Here is a 19,268-nt window from a genome sequence, read left to right on the forward strand (position 1 = left end):
GAATGGTTTTATTTATTTGGTACGGTGATGGTTTGTCCCAATTGTAGCTGGCTATTTGGCTTAAGATTATTCATTTCCGCTAATTCTTCGGTGCTGATTCCATAATTTTTCGCAAGTCGAATTAGGCTATCACCACTTTTTACCTTATAGCTCGCGGTTAACTTAGGAACTTTTAATTTCTGTCCGACACGTAAGGATGCATTCGATTTCAGGTTATTTAAATCCGCAAGATCGCCAACCGACAAACTGTAACGATTGGCAATAGCAGTCAGACTTTCACCAGATTTTACACTATAACTTTCTGTCGCACCTTTAAAACTGGCAGTTGTATTGTTACTCGTGTTACTGGCTTCTGCCTGTGGACTTGTTTTGGCCTTGCTGTTGTCTTGTGTTGTGACAGACTGCTTTTGACCTTCAAGTTTAAGCGTTGCACCTCGGGTAATTCTTGCATTGCTACTTAGACCATTCAGATCGGCAAGATCCTGTACAGTCATATCAAATTTGTTGGCAATACTGGTCAGTGTATCACCACTTTGGACCTTATATGTAGCAGGTCGTTCAGGTTCCTGTGCTGCAACTTTCAGTTTTTGACCGACAAAAATCTTACTGTTTGTGGTCAGGTTGTTCAGGGCTGCCAGATCGGACAGGCTCATTTTATTTTTTTGTGCCACGGTACTTAAATAATCCCCGGCAACCACCGTATAGGTCGTGGTTTTAATATTGCTATTTATACTGCTAGTGCTGTTGCTTTGCTGCTCCTGCTTAGGCGCATTACGTTCAGTTTTAGTCGTTTGTTTAGGCACATTAATTTTCTGCCCAACCAGTAGATTACTCGATGCTGTGAGGTTCGGTGTCAATGCTGCAAGTTCGGCATTTGAAATGTTGTAACGATCAGCAATCAATTTTAAGTATTCACCGCGTTTTACTGTATAACTTTCAGTTTGAATCTCATCCGCTTTGGCCTTATTGGTACTACTCGTTGGCGCGTTTTTGCTGTCCGCAGCTTTAAAGTTTTTCGGTTCGACCAGTGTTAAACTTTGTCCACGGAGTAAATTACTGGTAACTGATAAATTATTCCATGCTGCCAGATCCTGAATACTGACATCAAACTGCTGTGAAACAGAAGTTAGGCTATCGCCGGCCTTGACCACATATTTTTCAGTTTTGTTTGCAGTTTTGGCTGCACTGGATTGCACAGGCTTAACGTCATATAGATATAATCGGGTACCGACAAAAAGTGGACTTTCTGCATTGATCTGGTTCCATGTTGCAATATCACGCCAGCTAATACCGTATTTTGCTGCAATAGTTGCTAGAGTATCGCCGGACTGAACCGTATAAATATCACGTTTGCCTTTAGGCGCAACCACAACCACTTCATCTCGGGTTTCAAATGCTGGTTTTCCAGTATTTCTGGCAATTGCTTCAGAATTAGTTTTACGTTCGGCATCTGCCACTGCTTTTGGATAGGCGTAAGTAATTTTTACATCTTCACCCTTTTGTTCGGCGATAGACTGACTACTTTGTATTGCTGTTAATCTAATTTTACCATCCATCGGGTCAACAATTTCTGTGCCTTTTGGTGCGATTTTTTCAAGTTCCTGTACCACTTGTAGTTTTTCCGCATCTGTTGGTGCTGGCTCTACAATTTTGTCAACAATCTGAGTTTGTTTTGCGGTAGACAGATTTGCTGTCGAAAGTGTGGTGTCATTGGCAAGAATAGCTTGTTTTTCCGCGTCGCTAATTGGCGGTTCAACTGCAATCTGTTTCACATTTGCCGCAGGAGTAATAGAAACTGGCAAACGTGGAGCACTTGGTACGTCTGCATTTGCAGCAAATTGTGCCAATGCAGTAGAGCCTTTAGGTGTTGACTGTTTTATAGCATTGGTGGCTTGTGTGATAATGTTTGGACGAGCAGGCGTTGCCGATGCAGTCACCACAGGTGTCGTGATCGTCGTTGTAGACGGACTTCGAGTCGTCACTTGCGTGGTTACTGTACTACTGGTTGTAGGCGTTGCCACTGGTAGAGTTGGCAACGGTGCACTGCCACCAGCCCATAAACCACCTGAACCGGATACTGTTCTCATTTTTGCAATCTGATTATCAACGGAAGCACTCACCTCATTTGGAATCAGAATGCGTCTAGGTGCCAGTGGATCGGTGTAATTACCACGGTGTGCAGGATTGAGCGCATATAATTCACCCCGACTCACACCGGTTAATTGTGACAATTCATTCAGATCGATTGATCCTGGAATCTCCACTTCACGAAAGTGGGGACGATTGGCAATCGGAGGCAAAGCCACACCATATTGATGCGGCTTGCTGATAATCTGTGCCACTGCAAGGAACCGTGGCACATAGTTCATGGTTTCTGTGGGTAATTTCAACGACCAGTAATCTGTCGGTAAACCTGCGGCAATATTACGGTTAATTGCCTGTTGAATGCGTCCGGGCCCTGCATTATAAGATGCCAGCGCCAATTCCCACGAACCGAATTGATTATATAAACTGGTGAGATATTCATATGCTGCACGGGTGGATTCTACGACATCACGGCGGCCATCATACAATTCACTTTGACGCAGACCATAAATTTTCCCGGTACTTGGAATAAACTGCCATAAACCTGCGGCTGCGGCACTACTGGTAGCAGCCGGGTCATAGGAACTTTCAATTACCGGTAACAATGCCAACTCTGTTGGAATACCACGGCGTTCTGCTTCTTTTACGGTATAGTATAAGTAACGACTGGCACGCGCACTTAAACGGTCCAGATACGGCTGCCGTGAAATAAACCAGCTACGTTGTGCATCAATACGTGGATTGTAAACATTTAGATTGAGCTTAAAGCCCACGGTCATACGTTTCCAGACATCACCGTGTCGCAAAATTTGCAGGCGATCACTTTCAACCGCGCGCATATCTGTCGCATACAACAAATCTTCTAATGAATCAAAACTATCTGCATCAAGCAAATCACTTTTGGAAACGGATTTGGTTTTGGAAACATGCCCTGTTTGCGGTGTCGATGTACAACCTGACAAAATCCCGATGGAAGCAAGCGCAGCCGTTAAAATAGAGAGTTTAAACGATTGATTTACTGCATTTTGCCATGCCAAAGCGGTTGGTTTAAGCATACGAAGTTCCAAAAAATTTAAGACAGATAGGATAAAAACAGCATTGTAGATGACCCTGTCATCATTACAATGCAATTTTATGTATAGGTTTCACCGCAAATGTTACAAGAAATTAAAAAAAATAAAACTGTCATACGTAACTTTCGGGATTTATGTTTACAATATCAATTCAAATTTGAGAATACTTAGCCTATAACGCAATCCATTTATGGATTCTCAACAGACCCTAGCCATTTTTAAGAAGTTGATGTCGATATGGTAAATTTTGTGCAAGATTATACACTCTATGTAGACGGTGCCTGCCGTGGTAATCCCGGAATTGGCGGTTGGGGTGCTCTAATCATTGATGCCGAAGCGCATCAGCAGGAATTATTTGGGGGTGAAGCGGACACCACCAATAACCGTATGGAATTGACTGCGGCAATCGAAGGCATCAAAGCCTGTCCAAATGATGCAAAGCTCACCATCTATACCGATTCCTCATATGTTCAAAAAGGAATCACCGAATGGATCAAAGGCTGGAAAGCAAAACACTGGAAAAATGTTAAAAATCCTGATTTGTGGCAACAACTTGATGCATTATGCGAAAATCGGCAAATCGACTGGCACTGGATTAAAGGACATGCCGGACATGAAGGGAATGAAGCAGCAGACCGTTTGGCAAATCTCGGTGCAGATGCGGTGACTAAAAAAAAACTGAGCAGTAACACAGGTAATAACATGAACAATGAAAATACCAAGTCTGAAATAACACAGGATTGGCTTCTGGACGATCCTTTTGGACTGGACGAAATGCCCGAGGAAGATCAGTTCGATACTGAAACAGCAGCTGAAGTATTGATAGATTCCCCGATAGAGACTGACACTCAGCTGTCTAAATCGTTAACGGCTGTCAATCAAACTAATGCCGCGCCTGCGATAGATCCTGCAATTGCCGAATTTATTAAAATTACCGAAACCACCAATCCACAACATGGTGAACGCTTACTGATTCTTGATACCGAAACCACAGGTTTTTATTATCAGGATGGTGATCGTATTATTGAGGTTGGTGCGATTGAAATGATTAATCGCCGCTTAACCGGTAGTTCAATCCATATTTATATTAATCCACAGAAAAAAGTTGGAGAATCTGAAAACATTCACGGTTTAAGCGATGAGTTTCTGGCGGATAAACCAAAATTCAAACAAATTGCTGCCGTCCTGTTTGACTATTTAAAAGGTGCTGAAATCGTTGCACATAACGCCACCTTCGACATGAACTTCCTCGATGCCGAATTTGATCGGGCTGGACTCGGAAAACTATCCAGTGTGTGCAGTGTGACCGATACCCTTTTGCTTGCCAAACGCAAGCATCCCGGACAAAAAAACTCTCTGGATGCCTTAGTCCGTCGTTATGAAATCCCGGCACGTGACCGTACCTTCCACGGTGCTTTACTCGATGCCGAAATTCTTTCGGATGTCTATCTTGCCATGACTGGTGGTCAAGTAAGTCTGGATATTGATGAAAGCAGCTATGCATCAGAAAGTTCCGAACAACAGGCAAAACGTCTATCCATTGAAATCGATATTCCCTTGATCCTACCCCATCCTGAAGAACTTGAAGCACATGCGGCATGGATGAAAAAATTTGAAGAGAAAAATCAACAGCCTTGCCTATTTGCACAAACTGTCGATAGCGAAAATTAAGGTGTTGATTAATCTCTAAACTAATCTTAAATATAGGCGATGAATCAAAAGCTAAATTTGTAAAAAGCACCCTTTATCTTATTAAGATACAGTGCTATCGTAACAACAGCGCCCACCTGTCAGCTATCGCAAGACTGGGCGGGCAACAAAATATATGAACTAAGGAAAGGTGAAAGCCGATGTCATTTCAATCCTCTTCACATTTTGATTCAACCACATTATTAATTGTTAAAACAGAAATAGATAGCACCATTAAAAACGTTGAAAACGGGGTAACAAGTTTAATCGAAGATGGTTCATTACCTTTTGGCATTGATGATGCACTGGTGAATCTGGAACAGTGCGCTCATGTCCTGAATTTAATTGATCAACGCTATATTGCACGACTCACCGAATTGGTGGCAAAAGTCATGCAAAAAGTCATTCAGGACTCACAAAAATCACAGATCAAACAAACTGATGTCGAAGCCATGAGCGAAGCGACCAGTATGATTAAACGTTATCTTGATTTCTTGTGTATTCGAGAAACCCGGGCACCTCAATTTTTGATTCCGGTCATCAATAAACTTGAGATGGCTTTAAAGTTACCTTTAACTCGTGAAGGTATTTTCCTCAATACATTCCTGGAAACGCTACAACCTAGTGTAAAATTCGATGCACTGGAAAATTTCCCTGCCAGCCAATATGTACTGCGATTATATAAACTCAGTCTATTGCATATCCTACAAGGTAAGGCAAGTGAACTGGATTTCCGGGCGATGGCCTTATGCGGCAATTATTTTGCTACGCAAGCGGTCGGCACATCTTCTGCACGTTATTGGGAATTTGTGTATCTGGCACTCAAACATCTTGACCATACTATTTTGACTGATCCACGTTTGCGTGTATTGATCAACATTGAACGTCAAAGCACAACCTTTGCGCAATCTCCACAAATTTTTTCTGCAACTCATCACGATTTCGCCGATATTCTAAGCTTATGTTTAAGTCAAGATTCCGAAGTTTCACAGGAAATTCGTGAACAGCTGAGTGTCTATGATGATGTTTTAAGTGATAACCAGCTTGAAGTACTCAGCCGCCAGCTCTATGGACCAGATTTTGATACCATTCAGACCATTGCCGATTTACTCAGTCAAAAGATTGCAGAAGTATCCAGCAAGATTGAAATGGGGCTACACATTGAAAGTGCCGAAGTACGAGAAAATATTTATGAGAATTTAAGTGAAGTTGCAAAAATTCTTGATGTGATCAATATGAATGATGCTGCCCGACAATTACAACAACAAGCAGATCATATCCGAGCCAATGACAATCTGACCGATCCAAAAAATGCGGATCGCTTAATGAATACATTATTGTTTGCGACCAATTCCCTGCAAATTTTAGAGCGTAACTATACACCAACCCGTTTGAAGCTTAAATTTAATAATACCCAGATTACGCTGGCAAAAGTTGAAGAAGCACAGGAAGCATTGTGTCACGAGTCGCGCCTAACCCTTGCCAAAGTCTGTGATCAAGTGACACAGTATGCACAGGATCAGGACAATAGCGGTTTGCAAACCTTGGCTGAGCAATTACGTGAAGTTTCTGGTGCATTATTATTCCTTGAATCTACTCAAGGACATAATATCTTGCAAAAAGCAGCCAATCTTATTGAGCTAAACATTCTGCCAAACAATAAAACTTTAACACTGGATCAATTAAGATTACTGGCCAATGCCATCATCAGTGCAGATTTCTTTTTTGAACAAATGCAGAATAAACAGCCTTTGATTGAAAAAAGTATGCAAGTCGGTGAACAAAGTATTGTCACATTAGAACAAGCGGTCGCCTAAGCTATGTCTGTATATCTTGCCTATTTATTTAGTGAACAAAGTCTGGTCGTCAATCAAAATCTGGAATTGCCTCGCATCGAGGCAATCCAGAATGATCTATTTGTCGAACAGGTGAAAGATAAAGTCATTGTGCGGGATATTAACCCGAATACCCAGTTACCCGAAGGCTACCAACTGGTTCCGATTCGTGAGTTGATCATGCATTGGTCATCTCATCAATTTGAACAGGCATCCAAAGCCAAACAACTGCTTGAATGGCGCCGAAACCATAAGTTTTGTAGTCATTGTGGACATGAAACCGTCGAACATGATACGCAATTTGCCATGGTCTGTCCTGTGTGTCATTACTACCAATACCCGCGGGTGCAGCCTTGTATTATTACCATCATCACCCGAGGCAATGAAATTCTTCTGGCAAAAGCCAACCGCAATCAAAATAATATGTATGGTTTGATTGCTGGTTTTGTGGAGGTTGGAGAAACACTGGAACAGGCCGTACAACGTGAAGCCATGGAAGAAGTCGGACTTAAATTAAAAAATCTGCAATATCTTTCCAGCCAGCCTTGGCCCTTTCCTTCCAATCTAATGATTGCCTTTCATGCCGAATATGACAGTGGCGAAATCGTATTACAGGAAGAAGAAATTGCTGATGCAAAATTTTTTGCATTTGATCAACTTCCCAAGATTCCCATCCCGGGAAGTATCGCCTACAAAATGATTGATGATATGGTGCAACACTTATCACATATTGATCAATCTAAAACTGATTAATTAACCTCAGGCTGATCAATAAAATCAAGCATCACCTGTCGGGTTTTAAACAGTCTATCGATACCTTCTGCCAGCGTGGCAATAATACTGATATGCGTCGTTGCGGGAATACGATAGACAGTTACCGCATTTTGTACATGCAGTAATGCCTGTTGCATCTTCTCGGTATTGTAGTCACCGACCAGTTGATCATTACCCGCCAATAGCAACAAATGCCGTATAGAATTATGAAAAGTAAAAAAACTTGGCATAATCAATTCTGGCGCCACAGTTTGATCAAACGCATATTGTGCAATTGGATCACCGCGATGTTCAAACGAATAAGGGCCAGCGATACCGATTATAGCTCGAATAGCATTTAGATTTTGAATCGAATACTGAAATTGTGCGCCATGATACACTGCTGCCATGACGTTTAACGCGCCGGCAGAGTGTCCGAGCAAAATGATCTGATCGGCAGCATAGCCATATTGATCGGCTTGTTGTGCCGCCGATAACCAGTTGATTGCCTGAATCACATCTTCAACATAGGTCGGATAAAGATGTTCAGGTGCAAGCTGATAATTCATGCAGGCCACATAAAAACCATATTTCGCCAGATTCTGTGCCAGAAAAATATAATCGGTCTTACTGCCATGTTGCCATGAACCACCATGTACAAATAAAATCAAAGCATTATTAGTACGAGGTTTTTTTGGAATATATAAATCTAGCTTTTGTCGATCCGATGCCGTGGCATAGCTTAAATCAGCTCGGCACTGGGCATGATTGCCCACTGTTAACTGATTTAGCACATAATTCGGAACGTCATACCAGCGGAAATTTTTTAAAAACGGGATATGCATTGGCAGTTATGGCTCAGCACTCACAGGCGCACTTTGTATATTATCCTGTGCTGGCACTTGATCATTGACAGGCTGTTCCTGATTAGGATCAATAGCAACCGGTGTTGGATCTGCCAAAGGCGTTGTGGTAACTGCGCCCAAGCCAACCCCAGCGACATTACTGCTCGCTGCCGGTGCAGCATAAGCAGAAGCACTACTTTGATTCTGTTCAACATTATCAATTAACGTGACAATCTTGGTGACATTACCAACGTTTTGTAAAACATTATTTAAATCGGCAATTTCAGCATTATTCAAACGGCCCATGACATACAGTACCGCATCTTCAGTGTGAATGAGGACTTTGCTTTCACGAATCAAGGGTGCTCTTAGCAATAAAGCCTTGGTATTTGCCGTTACACCGAGATCCTGCATAATTGTGGAATAACTCACCTGATTGCCCACAGTAATAAAGTTATGTACTGCTTTGACATCAGTCATGGATTTGACATTGTCTTCTGCCAATTGTTTTAAATGTTGATCAGGAACTTGACCGGTTAACAGCACACTGCTGTGAAAACTTTCGATATTAATACGGGATTGCTTAAACCGGGCATCCAATTTATACAGGTTAATTTTGGCAGTCCGTTCAATTGACTTGTCAATCACGACCTGTCCTAGGCTACGTTCACCAGATTCGGTACCTACAGCACTTGAGGTATTATTGGCAATAAAGGAGGCACATCCTGTACTTAATGCGACAAATAACGACAGTGTTACAATTTTAAAAGTTTTCACACAAGGACTCCAGGTCTTCCACTATTTTGAAAAGCTCATTTTATTACATTGTATAAGCATTTTTGATCCACTGTAAATTTACCGTTTGTTGCGTAAATAAATCCATAGAATTTTTCTTCAAATGATTGATTAGATCATTTACTGAGTAATAATCCAGTGCAATCACATCAAAACGACAATCAAACTGCTCATACTGAGGATATTTCTGTAGAAAATGCTGTGCAGTTAAAATGGTTTTTGCCTGCTTTTTCTCATCTACACTTTCTAGTGCTGTCGCAAAAGTACTATGCTTTCTCGCCCGAACTTCAACAAAGACCACACAATCTTGATCCAGCATGATCAAATCGACTTCGCCGTAACGACAATGAAAGTTACTGTGTAAATACTTTAAACCCCAATGCTGTAAATATGCCAATCCCCATTGTTCAGCATATCGTCCAATTTCAGCAGTCTTATACATCTATCACAGGGCTTTTACAGCAGTTTTTTGTGATTGAAAGCACTGTGGCTCACGGGAAATAATATTATCGACAATTCGAATCTGTCCAGTCCGCCCTTTAAATTCAACGACACTATTATTTTTACGATTTTGTAAGACATCCGCAATTTGCCATGCATCCCCACCAAATGCGATCAACCGCTGAAATGGCATTGTTACCGGCTTTTGTTTATATGCATCCATTACATCTGACCATTGTCCGGTATAAAGTGCCGGTGTATCACAATAAATCATACCCTCTGGAATTGGCTGCTTTTCTTCAATTGCGAAAGGCAATGTATAGATATTTTTACTCGGTAGTTTTTGCTGGGTTAACCATTTACCCGATCCTAATAGCAAGACACCCTGTTTTTTCTTGGAGAAAAATGGCAGTTTTTCTTTGACTTCCATTTTATTGCCCCAAAGCTGTACCATAGCATCATAAAAACTTTGGGTTTGTTCAATTGTATCTGGATCCCGCAATACGATGAGATTGTCGATACCGTCCCACTGCATGCGTTTGGTTAATGCCAGTGCATCTTCTTCTTTGGATAAGGCAAACTGATAGACATTAGCCGCTTTCCCACTGACCTGATTTAATGCCAGCGTTTTAATCTTGGGTTGAAGTTTAAGTAATTGCTCAACATTTTGTTTATCCAATGGTCCAATCACCAATTCTGTCGTTTTGCTGACATTTTTTTGCAAAATACTGGATAATGGCTGTTGATGAATATCAACGAATTTAAACTTATATTTATTACTCGATTGATGATTGGCTTGTATTAAACCACGCTTAATACTGTCCGTTGCACTCGCCATCGCACCGGTTTCAGGTAGAATAACCAGAATTTCTGCCTGCGCCATTGCAGAAACGGCAACTGTCGAAACAGCAAGTGTCAAACTGGCAAAAGCCTTTAAACTTAATTTCTTATTTAACATGGAGTTTTTCCTTATGAGTGCTCAATTATTTGTCGTTGCAACCCCAATTGGGCACTTAGATGACATGAGCTATCGTGCGATAGATGTCCTAAAATCTGTAAAATTGATTGCAGCAGAAGATACCAGACAATCAGCACCTTTGTTAAAGCACTATAATATCACAACACCTTTAACTGCCTGTCATGATCATAATGAAGATCATAAAATAAAATCAATTATCCAAAAGTTACAAAATGGTGAAGATGTTGCCCTGATCAGTGATGCTGGGACACCATTGATTAGTGATCCTGGTTTTCGTCTGGTGCGTGCAGCACAACAGGCTGGTATACGGGTTACACCTGTGCCTGGTGCATGTGCAGCTGTTGCAGCACTTTCCAGTGTGGGCTTACCAAGTGATCGATTCCTGTTTATTGGTTTTCTGCCATCAAAAAGCACCCAGCGGCAAACCCAGTTACAACAACTCAAAGACCATACCGAAACCATTATCTTTTATGAAGCACCGCATCGTATTGTAGATAGTCTTGAAGATATCAAAACTATTTTTGGTGAGCAGCGTATTGTGGGCTTTGCCCGTGAAATCACCAAAACCTTTGAAACCATTGTACAAAAACCGGTTGCGGAACTACTGGAATGGGTTAAACAGGATCCCAATCAACAAAAAGGTGAAATCGTGCTGGTGGTTGCAGGTAATCCACTAGAACAAGATCACCAACAAGATAAAATAGATGAGCTATTAAAACGCTTACTTCAGGACCTGAGTGTAAAATCAGCATCGCAACTGGCGGCGGACCTGACCGGTTTAAAGAAAAAAGTGCTGTATCAACGTGCATTGGAATTAGAAGCAGAAGAAAACTAGATATTCATTCTCTTGACTTGAACATCAAATATTGATGCGTTTTTAAACATTTTATTGCTTTTTTTCCAATGAATGTTGCATAAACGCATTCAATTGCTCACAGCATCACGCAACTCTTTACATTTTACTGGTCTATACTTGAACTTAGATGGAACAAGATCAAAGATTAAGGAGTAAATTATGAATATGCCAATCATCTATGGATTTGCCTTTGCAACACTGAGTATATTCAGTATGCAGACATATGCAGCACAATGGAATCTGGACGGTTCGAAATCCAATGTTGGCTTTACCACACAAGGTACAGGTGGAACCAAGGCAAACTTCAATAAAGTTCAAGGTAATGCAGTATTTGATCCCAAGAATATAAAGGACACTAAAATTAATCTTGAGATTAATGCCTCAAGCTTGAGTGCAGGCATTAAAACACCTTTGTACAAAGGCAGTAATGGTCTAAATGTCAGCAAATACCCGAAATTAACCTTTAAGAGCACCGCGATTACAGCACTTTCTGGTAACCGCTACAAAATGGATGGTCTATTGACCATGCATGGCGTTACCAAACCTACTACATGGACGCTCAACATCAATCCTGAAGGTGATGCCTTAACAATGACTGCCAGCACACAGATTGATCGTACCAAGTGGGGCATGACGCATTTTGAAAATTTAATTGATGAAACCATAACCTTAAATGCGAAAACCAAATTTGTGAAGGTACAATAAGCAATTATTGCATCTATAACGCATACAAATAAAAAAGCAGACTGGATCACCAATCTGCTTTTTTTAAGCACTTGTACTTAACGAAAAACAGCTTTTAATCTTTCGCAGATTCATCTGTTGGCACTTGTGTAATCTTGCCACCCTGTGCCAGAAAACGCGCCAGTTCGTCTTCCAACTGTTCACGAATATGCTGCTTCGCTGTTACAGTCAAACTTTCGGCTTCTGCAAGATCCGCATCAGATAGATTTCCAGAATCTTCATCGCCACCTTTTTGTGCTGCTTTGGCCTCATCTTCGTCTACTGTTTGATCTTCACGATCTTCATCATAGTCATTTGCTTCAGACATGATCGTTCTCCTGCCCCATAAAAAATTTCCAGTGTATTTAGGCGAAATTTAGCAATCAAAAATCATTTCGCCTAGTCCTATTTTTCAAATTTTTGTGTATTTTTTCATCATAAAGTTGCTTTTGTTCAATCTTTAAACATAAATACAAATTTTTGCCTTAAAGATACCGTGTCTGACGTAATGCGGACAAACCGCTGGCCTGTTCGCTAAAGAATTCGATGACCTTCGGCTGTCCGGATACAAAATGCATGCCCTCACTTCGCAGCCATTGTAATGACTTTAACTGAGCTTTATTAATCCAGCCAAGCCCAGACATACTATGCATCATCATACTGTTATGCAAACGACGCTGATGTTCATATTTACGCAAGGTTTGAAGATTTGCCCATACCCCACGCTGCATGTCTTTAAGCAGGCAATCCACCAATACACCTGCATCAAGACAACCCAGATTGACCCCTTGTCCTGCCAGTGGATGAATAACGTGTGCCGCATCGCCAACCAAAGCCAGCCCCTCACTTACATACTGCTGTGCCTGACGTGCAATTAACGGAAAAAAAGCCCGTGAAACCACTTGCTGTACCTCTCCCAACATATAATGACTGGCTTGAGTCACTTTTTGCTGGAATTCTGCATCGCTCAATTGACTGTATTCCTCGGCATAGTCGGATGGCAAAGTCCAGACAATAGATTGCCAATAACCGTTCTGTGCTGGATTGAGACTGTGCATGGGTAAAAATGCCAGTGGTCCGGTGCTTAAGAAAATCTGTCTTGCGATATGTAAATGCGGTTTTTCTGTTCGGATTGCACAACTGATGGCAGTTTCCTGGTAATTCAGGATATCCAGCTCAATCCCGGCCTGATTTCGTACAAATGAATTTGCGCCATCGGCACCAATCAATAATTCAGTTTCAAGTTGCTCGCCTGTACTTAAAGTCACTTGCCATGTATGTGGTAATTTTTCTATTCGGATTACTTTAACTTCATTGCGGTAATCCTTAACTTCTTGTTGCAACTCGGTTTGAATGGCAAGATTCAAAATACTTGGTTCAACCATGCTTCCTAGCCAGTCATGTTGCATAGGCATATGTACCGTACCCTGTCCAAACAGGATTTCCCCCATGCCATCACGATTCCAGACCTGCATACCACTATAAGGCTCATGTCGTTTTAAATGCTGCCAGATACCCGCATGTTGCATCAATTTCATGGATGCCAGATTAATGGCTAATACACGTGGATTAGCCTGTGCCAGCACGTGTGATTCTTGCAAACGGGGTGAAGCGTCCAACACAGTAGCTTGAATCCCTGCTTTGGCCAGTAATAATGCAGTAAGACCTCCGACCAAACCACCGCCAATAATGATGACCTGATGAATTTTTGCCTGATGTTGTGTCATGCTTTTAACCCCATTGCAAAATTTGCCACCATCGGCTTAATCCCCGGTACCAGATCAAAGGCTAAAAGCCCGGTATTCCGTGCCAGTTTGAGAATCGGATTATTATTGCTAAATCCACGCACAATATGATCACAGAAGAAAATAACTTTTTTCTGATCAGCCAAACGGGCCTGTTCATAGTTCTTTAATACGCTTTCATCGCCAATATCCAGATGCTGTGCAAATTGATGCTGTAAATATCGCACCAGTACATGTGCATCGCGTAAACACAAATTAAAGCCCTGACCTGCGACTGGATGAATGGTATGGGCTGCATTTCCCATCAAGACCACACGACCTGAAACCTGTTGATGTGCTAGTACCTGTGACAATGGATAACAAAACCGCTTACCAGTTTTTTCAAATTTACCAGCACGGTCACCGTAAGTTTGCTGTAAAGCGTCAAGGAAATGCTGATCGTTTTGCTCACCCAGCCATTCCTGTTCAGTTCCTTTTTTTACCGGCCATACCACGGAGCGTCGATATTCTCCCGGTAAAGGCAGTAAAGCCAGCGGTCCGAGTGGACTGAATCGTTCAAAACCAATCTGTTGATGCGGTTTTGACGTCTGAACTGTGGTCACAATTGCGACCTGATCATAATCATGCACTTCAACACCGATTCCCAAGGCCTGACGACAAAAAGAATCCCGACCATCGGCTGCTATGACGAGCTTGCTTACGAGGTTTAATGTTTTTTCGGCTTGCGTTGCGGTTAAATAGACTTGCTCTGCATCCTGATGGAGCGCACTAACACTCACGCCATCAATCAATTGAATCAAGGCATTTTGTTGAGCTTCACGTAATAGCACTCGACCTAACCAGGCATTTTCAATCACCTGACCAAAACTTTCGACCTTTTCTTCGGTATTGACCAGTTTGGCTTTACCAAAACTTCCCTGTTCGGAAATATGTACCTGTAGAATTGGCGTGGCATGTTGTTGTAATTTGTCCCACAATCCCAATTCTTGATAAATCTGTACACTACGACGTGATAAGGCACTATTACGTGCATCAAAACTAGAATGATATGGAATATCCTGATTAACAGCCTCATCAGGATATGTAATTGCTTCAAGCAATGTCACCTGAATATTACATTTTGCCAACATCAGCGCCAGACTTAATCCGACCATTCCCCCGCCAACAATAATGACTGGATTATCCATATACATTTCCTTTATTAAAATCGTTGTAGCACATAATGTTGAAACCATTGCGGTACAGTATCCGCTTGTAATACCAGTTCCTGTCCGGCATTAATCTCGCATAAAAATGCATGCTGTCCGCCATCACTGGAATTATCAAAAATAAATGCCCGATCGGCAGCAAAAATAGCATCAATTAATAATTCCAAACTATTGTAATAACGTTTAATGATTTTATCTCTTGCAACAGCATGACCACCAGTCTGTACCCTATATTGCACCCGGGAGACATTAATTTCAGGATCAATCGTCGCAATATAATACAAATAAGTTCTATACCCTTGCTGCTGTGCCAGTTGTAAAAATTCTACCTTACTTTGATGTGACATCACGGTTTCAAAGGTAAAAGACTTTTTTAGCCTTAACAACTCAATCCTTAAAAAATCTACAAGCGTCGAGGCAAAATAGGAATCTATGCTTATTTTACTGCAATCCAATAGTGTTCCCTGTATCGACAGACACTCTGGATCAATTGTAATCCGTTGATGATGGCTTAAAAAATCCAAAAAAGCATCTGCGTCAATATGTGAGTCGTAAACAGAAAAATCAAATTGAGGAGTCTTTCGTAATTGTTTTTCAATATCATCGGCATTGAGATAAACGCCCAGTATTTTTATAGGAATAATTTCTTTGATGGTACTCTTGCCAGAACCATTAGGACCTGCAAACATTCGCAAACGAGGGACTTTCGCCATCTAACAGCACCAATCAGAAGCTTAGGCTGTACGTATAATCTTGCTGCCACGAACCACTGATATTGCAGAATGTACAGGTTTTATCACTTTTTCAATGCCCTCTTTGGACAGCAGGACCAAATGATCATCCTTCACCACCAGCACATCATGCGTTGCCAATGCTTTTTGCTGGGCATCATGCAAGGCGTCTACTGCTTTCTCTGCAACCTGACGTTCCTGTTGATCAAATTTATGCGTCATCGACATGGCACACCTCTTTTCCCATTGCATTGAATATTCAATATAACAATAAGCCGAATCACTGACAAGCATAATGCCCTGACGATCCAGCTGATGTTGGTAAATTTTAATGCTTGCTTGGGTTTAATGACGCATTAAGTGTTCGATATCATCAATGGATTTAACCACATCTTTGGTTAATACGCGTGGTCCCTGTTCTGTCACGACCACATCATCTTCGATACGAATACCGATACCACGCCATTTAGCATCAACAGTCTCATCATCAGGCTGAATATATAGACCTGGTTCAACAGTCACCACCATACCTGCCTGATAAGGTCGCCACTGCCCATCAATTTTATAAGTGCCGACATCATGCACATCCATACCTAGCCAGTGCCCTGTACCATGCATATAAAATTGATTATAAGCCTCAGCTTCAATAAGTTCGTTTACTTCACCTGAGAGCAGTCCCAGATCAACCAGACCTTCAGTCAAAATTCGGGTCACAATTTCATGGGGATGGCGATAATGATTACCCACCTGAGTTGCTTCAATTGCAGCCAATTGTGCTTTCAGCACCACTTCATACAAAGCCCGTTGTTCAGCTGAGAATTGACCATTCACCGGAAAAGTACGGGTAATATCGGCAGCATAACACTGATATTCACAAGCTGCGTCAATTAACACCAGATCGCCATCGCGAAGCGGTTTATTATTTTCGACATAATGCAAAATACAGCCATTTGCACCACCGCCGACAATACTGTTATAGGACGGGACACAGCCCTGTTGACCGAAAATATAGTTGAGTTCGGCTTCTAGCGCATATTCCATCATACCCGGACGCACAGCCTGCATTGCCCGTGTATGGGCTTTGGCACTGATATTGGCAGCGATTTGCATCAACTCTATTTCTTCGGCAGATTTAATCAGGCGCATTTCATCTAAAATCGCATCCAGTTGAATAATCTGCTGCGGTGCACCGCCACCTTGACGCTGCTTTTTATTGGCCTGATTACACCATTCACCTATACGCACATCAAACTTTTTGATCTGACCGAAACGAATGAATAATTTTTCTTTATTCAGTAAAAATGGCACAATCTCATCATCAAGATCTTCGATGCTAAACGCTTGATCGGCATCATACTCTGCCAATACACCTTCAATTCCGGCACGATAGCCAGTCCAGATTTCCATGGCACGATTTCGTTCACGACAAAATAAAGTATAGCTATAGTCGCCATTTTCATCTGTTTCTAGCACAGCCACTGCTTCTGGTTCATCAAATCCAGTCAGGTAATAAAAACTGCTATCTGCTCGATATTTATAATCTGCATCACGATTACGATACATTTCATCTCGTGTCGCAATGATTGCAATCGCATTGCTTCCCATTGCCTGTACAAGACGCTCACGACGTGAACGAAAAACGGATTGATCGAGTTTAGACATGACTTAACCTTAAATATATCAATTTAGCTTGGACGGTGCGGAGTAAACATTTCTACTACATTATTACCTTTATTGGCAAATAAGGTATTTTTAAGCAATGAGGTGTCGGCAACAGGTAATTTTTTACGGCCAGTAGACAAACTCAGCGGAATCAGGCGTACAAACTCATACAGTTCATTAAAGCTTTCTTCGCCTTCTTCGTCATCATCACCCTCAGTAAATTCAACGGCAGCGACATCCTGTAAATGTTCGATCCATTCTTCTTCATCGCTACGAATATGTCCCGATGCCAGACCGAAACCAAGCACTACCCCTGCACACCAATCTGCCAAGGCTGCAACACGTTCTTCAAGCGCATGCTGATCATCCGGTAACATCGGTAAGTAATCAAGTTCATCATCATTTAATGCCGCAGCAATATCCTCAGCTTCTTCAGTCAGCAATGCCAAAGCTTCGTCATCAAGTGGGGGAATTTGCAAAGTATTGAGAATTGAAATCCACTCTTGTTGTGTTGGCGGGTTGGTTACACAAACAATACCCGTTAAAATTCCATGTAACTCACTTGGGCTTGATAATTCCTCAATACCCCCAAAAACTTCTTCCCACGTTTTCCAACCACTAATATCGTCTTGCATTCGTATTTCCAATCTCTATACTGCATAATATATTATCGAGTAAATAGGTTTAATGCGATACTACTATGTTAGAAGAATTACAGCATTTACAGCAGCAGATTAAAACGCTTATCAATTATTCGGCAAACTTGCAGCAAAGTTTATCGAATAAAGAACAGCAACATGCTGAATCTACTCAACAGATACAGTCTGAACTTTTACAGTCGCAAGGTCTAGCCAAAGATTTGGAAAATCGCCTAAATAGCAGCCAGTCTGAACTAAAACAATACAAAGATGGCATGCAGCAATTACAAGGCGAACATCAGACGCTACATGACAAATATGTTCGTCTGGAAAATAGCTGTGCCGAACTGCGTAAACGTTTTGAGGCATTAATTGAACAACGCAACAAGTTAAAAACAGACTACGAAACGGTCATTCATCAAAATGAAACATTACAACAACAAATCAAGGAACTCACGTTTAACCGTGACCAATTGTTGAAAAAAAATGAGCAGGCCAAGCATAAGGTTGAAGCGATTATTCAACGTTTGGCAATTTTGGGTACATCACAAGATACCTATGCACAGGAAATTCAGCAATTAGCCCACCCAAATGCAGATGAGAGCAAATCCTATGAGTAATATTGCAGCAGTTGAATTATGGTTACTTGATAGCACCTACAAACTTGGCTGTCCGGTAGACAAGCAAAATGAACTCAAGGGTGCTGGAGAATTATTAGAACAAAAGTTCCGTGAAATGCGTACTGCCAACCCGCGCATGGACAATCAAAAAATTGCTGTCATGGTTGCCCTACAACTGATGCAGGATGTGGTGGAGTTAAACAAATCCTTACAAAGCTATAGCCAGTGTGAACATGTCCTTGGCGATATTATTGATGATCTGGATCAACAACTTAAAAATATTGGCTAATATTCTCTTTTTAAACATTGGATTGAAAGATTAAGTGCGAAATTTGTTATATTTAGATCAATCGCTCACGCAGCTTTTTACAAATCCAAAGATAGCCGTTATAATAAGTTCATCTCTGGGATGTTCGCCAATAGGTCTATTCCCCTGAGCCGATATCATCACTTACGGATATGGTCTGCATAGTTTTGGTGTATGTCTGCCTTGTGTAGAAAACCGAAAAATTATGCGTCGTGTCCACCTTGAACTTTAGGGTTCAAGGGTAATGATCTGTAGCGGCATTCTGGAGTGCTTATTTATCAAT

Annotated in this window: 19 protein-coding genes and 1 other RNA gene; 8 read left to right on the forward strand and 12 right to left on the reverse strand. The window is 41.5% G+C overall.

What is annotated here, in order from left to right; genetic code table 11:
• Positions 1 to 8: 8 nt before the first annotated feature.
• A complete protein-coding gene (locus CAP51_RS09360) occupies positions 9 to 3,140 on the reverse strand; it encodes a LysM peptidoglycan-binding domain-containing protein (RefSeq protein ID WP_087620499.1) in 3,132 nt (1,043 codons plus the stop codon).
• A 255-nt stretch (positions 3,141 to 3,395) separates the two neighbouring features.
• On the opposite strand from CAP51_RS09360, the gene dnaQ reads away from it, so the two are divergent.
• The 3 genes from dnaQ (at position 3,396) to nudC (ending at position 7,435) form a co-directional block, all read left to right on the forward strand.
• A complete protein-coding gene (dnaQ, locus tag CAP51_RS09365) occupies positions 3,396 to 4,829 on the forward strand; it encodes a DNA polymerase III subunit epsilon (RefSeq protein ID WP_087620500.1) in 1,434 nt (477 codons plus the stop codon).
• 179 nt (positions 4,830 to 5,008) lie between these two features.
• Positions 5,009 to 6,664, forward strand: coding sequence for a hypothetical protein (locus CAP51_RS09370; RefSeq protein WP_087620501.1), 1,656 nt, complete (start codon positions 5,009 to 5,011; stop codon positions 6,662 to 6,664).
• 3 nt (positions 6,665 to 6,667) lie between these two features.
• Complete coding sequence (gene nudC, locus CAP51_RS09375) at positions 6,668 to 7,435, forward strand: NAD(+) diphosphatase (RefSeq protein ID WP_087620502.1); 768 nt, start codon at positions 6,668 to 6,670, stop codon at positions 7,433 to 7,435.
• Here nudC and CAP51_RS09380 read toward each other — a convergent pair.
• From CAP51_RS09380 to CAP51_RS09395, 4 genes are read right to left on the reverse strand one after another with little or no spacing between them, the layout of a single operon-like run.
• Complete coding sequence (locus CAP51_RS09380; protein ID WP_087620503.1) at positions 7,432 to 8,280, reverse strand: alpha/beta hydrolase; 849 nt, start codon at positions 8,278 to 8,280, stop codon at positions 7,432 to 7,434. The genes nudC and CAP51_RS09380 overlap by 4 nt on opposite strands.
• Before the next feature lie 6 nt (positions 8,281 to 8,286).
• Complete coding sequence (locus tag CAP51_RS09385; RefSeq protein ID WP_087620820.1) at positions 8,287 to 9,042, reverse strand: BON domain-containing protein; 756 nt, start codon at positions 9,040 to 9,042, stop codon at positions 8,287 to 8,289.
• A 58-nt stretch (positions 9,043 to 9,100) separates the two neighbouring features.
• Positions 9,101 to 9,517 (reverse strand): YraN family protein, encoded by a 417-nt coding sequence (locus CAP51_RS09390; protein ID WP_087620504.1) that lies wholly within the window; start codon positions 9,515 to 9,517, stop codon positions 9,101 to 9,103.
• 3 nt (positions 9,518 to 9,520) lie between these two features.
• Positions 9,521 to 10,474: a penicillin-binding protein activator gene (locus tag CAP51_RS09395; protein ID WP_087620505.1), complete on the reverse strand. Its 954-nt coding sequence runs from the start codon at positions 10,472 to 10,474 to the stop codon at positions 9,521 to 9,523.
• Between the two features lie 13 nt (positions 10,475 to 10,487).
• Between CAP51_RS09395 and rsmI the strand changes: the two genes are divergently transcribed.
• Both rsmI and CAP51_RS09405 read left to right on the forward strand, forming a co-directional pair.
• Positions 10,488 to 11,330, forward strand: coding sequence for a 16S rRNA (cytidine(1402)-2'-O)-methyltransferase (rsmI, locus tag CAP51_RS09400; RefSeq protein ID WP_087620506.1), 843 nt, complete (start codon positions 10,488 to 10,490; stop codon positions 11,328 to 11,330).
• 180 nt (positions 11,331 to 11,510) lie between these two features.
• Positions 11,511 to 12,056 (forward strand): YceI family protein, encoded by a 546-nt coding sequence (locus CAP51_RS09405; protein ID WP_087620507.1) that lies wholly within the window; start codon positions 11,511 to 11,513, stop codon positions 12,054 to 12,056.
• 94 nt (positions 12,057 to 12,150) lie between these two features.
• Here the strand turns inward: CAP51_RS09405 and CAP51_RS09410 are convergent, their stop codons facing one another.
• The 7 genes from CAP51_RS09410 to CAP51_RS09440 all read right to left on the reverse strand — a co-directional run bounded on the left by CAP51_RS09410 (position 12,151) and on the right by CAP51_RS09440 (position 18,055).
• The gene (locus CAP51_RS09410; protein ID WP_087620508.1) at positions 12,151 to 12,402 is read right to left on the reverse strand and encodes a hypothetical protein; all 252 of its coding nucleotides are present in this window, start codon (positions 12,400 to 12,402) and stop codon (positions 12,151 to 12,153) included.
• 157 nt (positions 12,403 to 12,559) lie between these two features.
• Positions 12,560 to 13,801, reverse strand: coding sequence for an FAD-dependent monooxygenase (locus CAP51_RS09415; protein ID WP_087620509.1), 1,242 nt, complete (start codon positions 13,799 to 13,801; stop codon positions 12,560 to 12,562).
• A complete protein-coding gene (ubiH, locus tag CAP51_RS09420) occupies positions 13,798 to 15,006 on the reverse strand; it encodes a 2-octaprenyl-6-methoxyphenyl hydroxylase (protein ID WP_087620510.1) in 1,209 nt (402 codons plus the stop codon). Before ubiH ends, CAP51_RS09415 begins: the two co-directional genes overlap by 4 nt.
• A 14-nt stretch (positions 15,007 to 15,020) precedes the next feature.
• On the reverse strand, positions 15,021 to 15,740 hold the full coding sequence (locus CAP51_RS09425) for an ATPase (RefSeq protein WP_087620511.1): 720 nt from the start codon (positions 15,738 to 15,740) through the stop codon (positions 15,021 to 15,023).
• A gap of 21 nt (positions 15,741 to 15,761) precedes the next feature.
• Entirely contained in the window at positions 15,762 to 15,986 is a 225-nt protein-coding gene (locus CAP51_RS09430) for a hypothetical protein (RefSeq protein WP_140404428.1), read from the reverse strand.
• Positions 15,987 to 16,103: 117 nt separating this feature from the next.
• Entirely contained in the window at positions 16,104 to 17,420 is a 1,317-nt protein-coding gene (pepP, locus tag CAP51_RS09435) for a Xaa-Pro aminopeptidase (RefSeq protein WP_087620513.1), read from the reverse strand.
• 23 nt (positions 17,421 to 17,443) lie between these two features.
• A complete protein-coding gene (locus CAP51_RS09440) occupies positions 17,444 to 18,055 on the reverse strand; it encodes a UPF0149 family protein (protein WP_087620514.1) in 612 nt (203 codons plus the stop codon).
• Between the two features lie 65 nt (positions 18,056 to 18,120).
• Here CAP51_RS09440 and CAP51_RS09445 point away from each other — a divergent pair, with 65 nt between their 5' ends.
• The 3 genes from CAP51_RS09445 to ssrS all read left to right on the forward strand — a co-directional run bounded on the left by CAP51_RS09445 (position 18,121) and on the right by ssrS (position 19,257).
• The gene (locus CAP51_RS09445) at positions 18,121 to 18,678 is read left to right on the forward strand and encodes a hypothetical protein (RefSeq protein ID WP_087620515.1); all 558 of its coding nucleotides are present in this window, start codon (positions 18,121 to 18,123) and stop codon (positions 18,676 to 18,678) included.
• The gene (locus CAP51_RS09450; RefSeq protein ID WP_171294770.1) at positions 18,671 to 18,967 is read left to right on the forward strand and encodes a cell division protein ZapA; all 297 of its coding nucleotides are present in this window, start codon (positions 18,671 to 18,673) and stop codon (positions 18,965 to 18,967) included. Before CAP51_RS09445 ends, CAP51_RS09450 begins: the two co-directional genes overlap by 8 nt.
• Positions 18,968 to 19,076: 109 nt before the next feature.
• Positions 19,077 to 19,257, forward strand: a non-coding RNA gene (gene ssrS / locus CAP51_RS09455) — 6S RNA.
• Positions 19,258 to 19,268: the final 11 nt, after the last annotated feature.

The sequence above is a fragment of the Acinetobacter populi genome, assembly GCF_002174125.1.
Classification (GTDB): Bacteria; Pseudomonadota; Gammaproteobacteria; order Pseudomonadales; family Moraxellaceae; genus Acinetobacter; species Acinetobacter populi.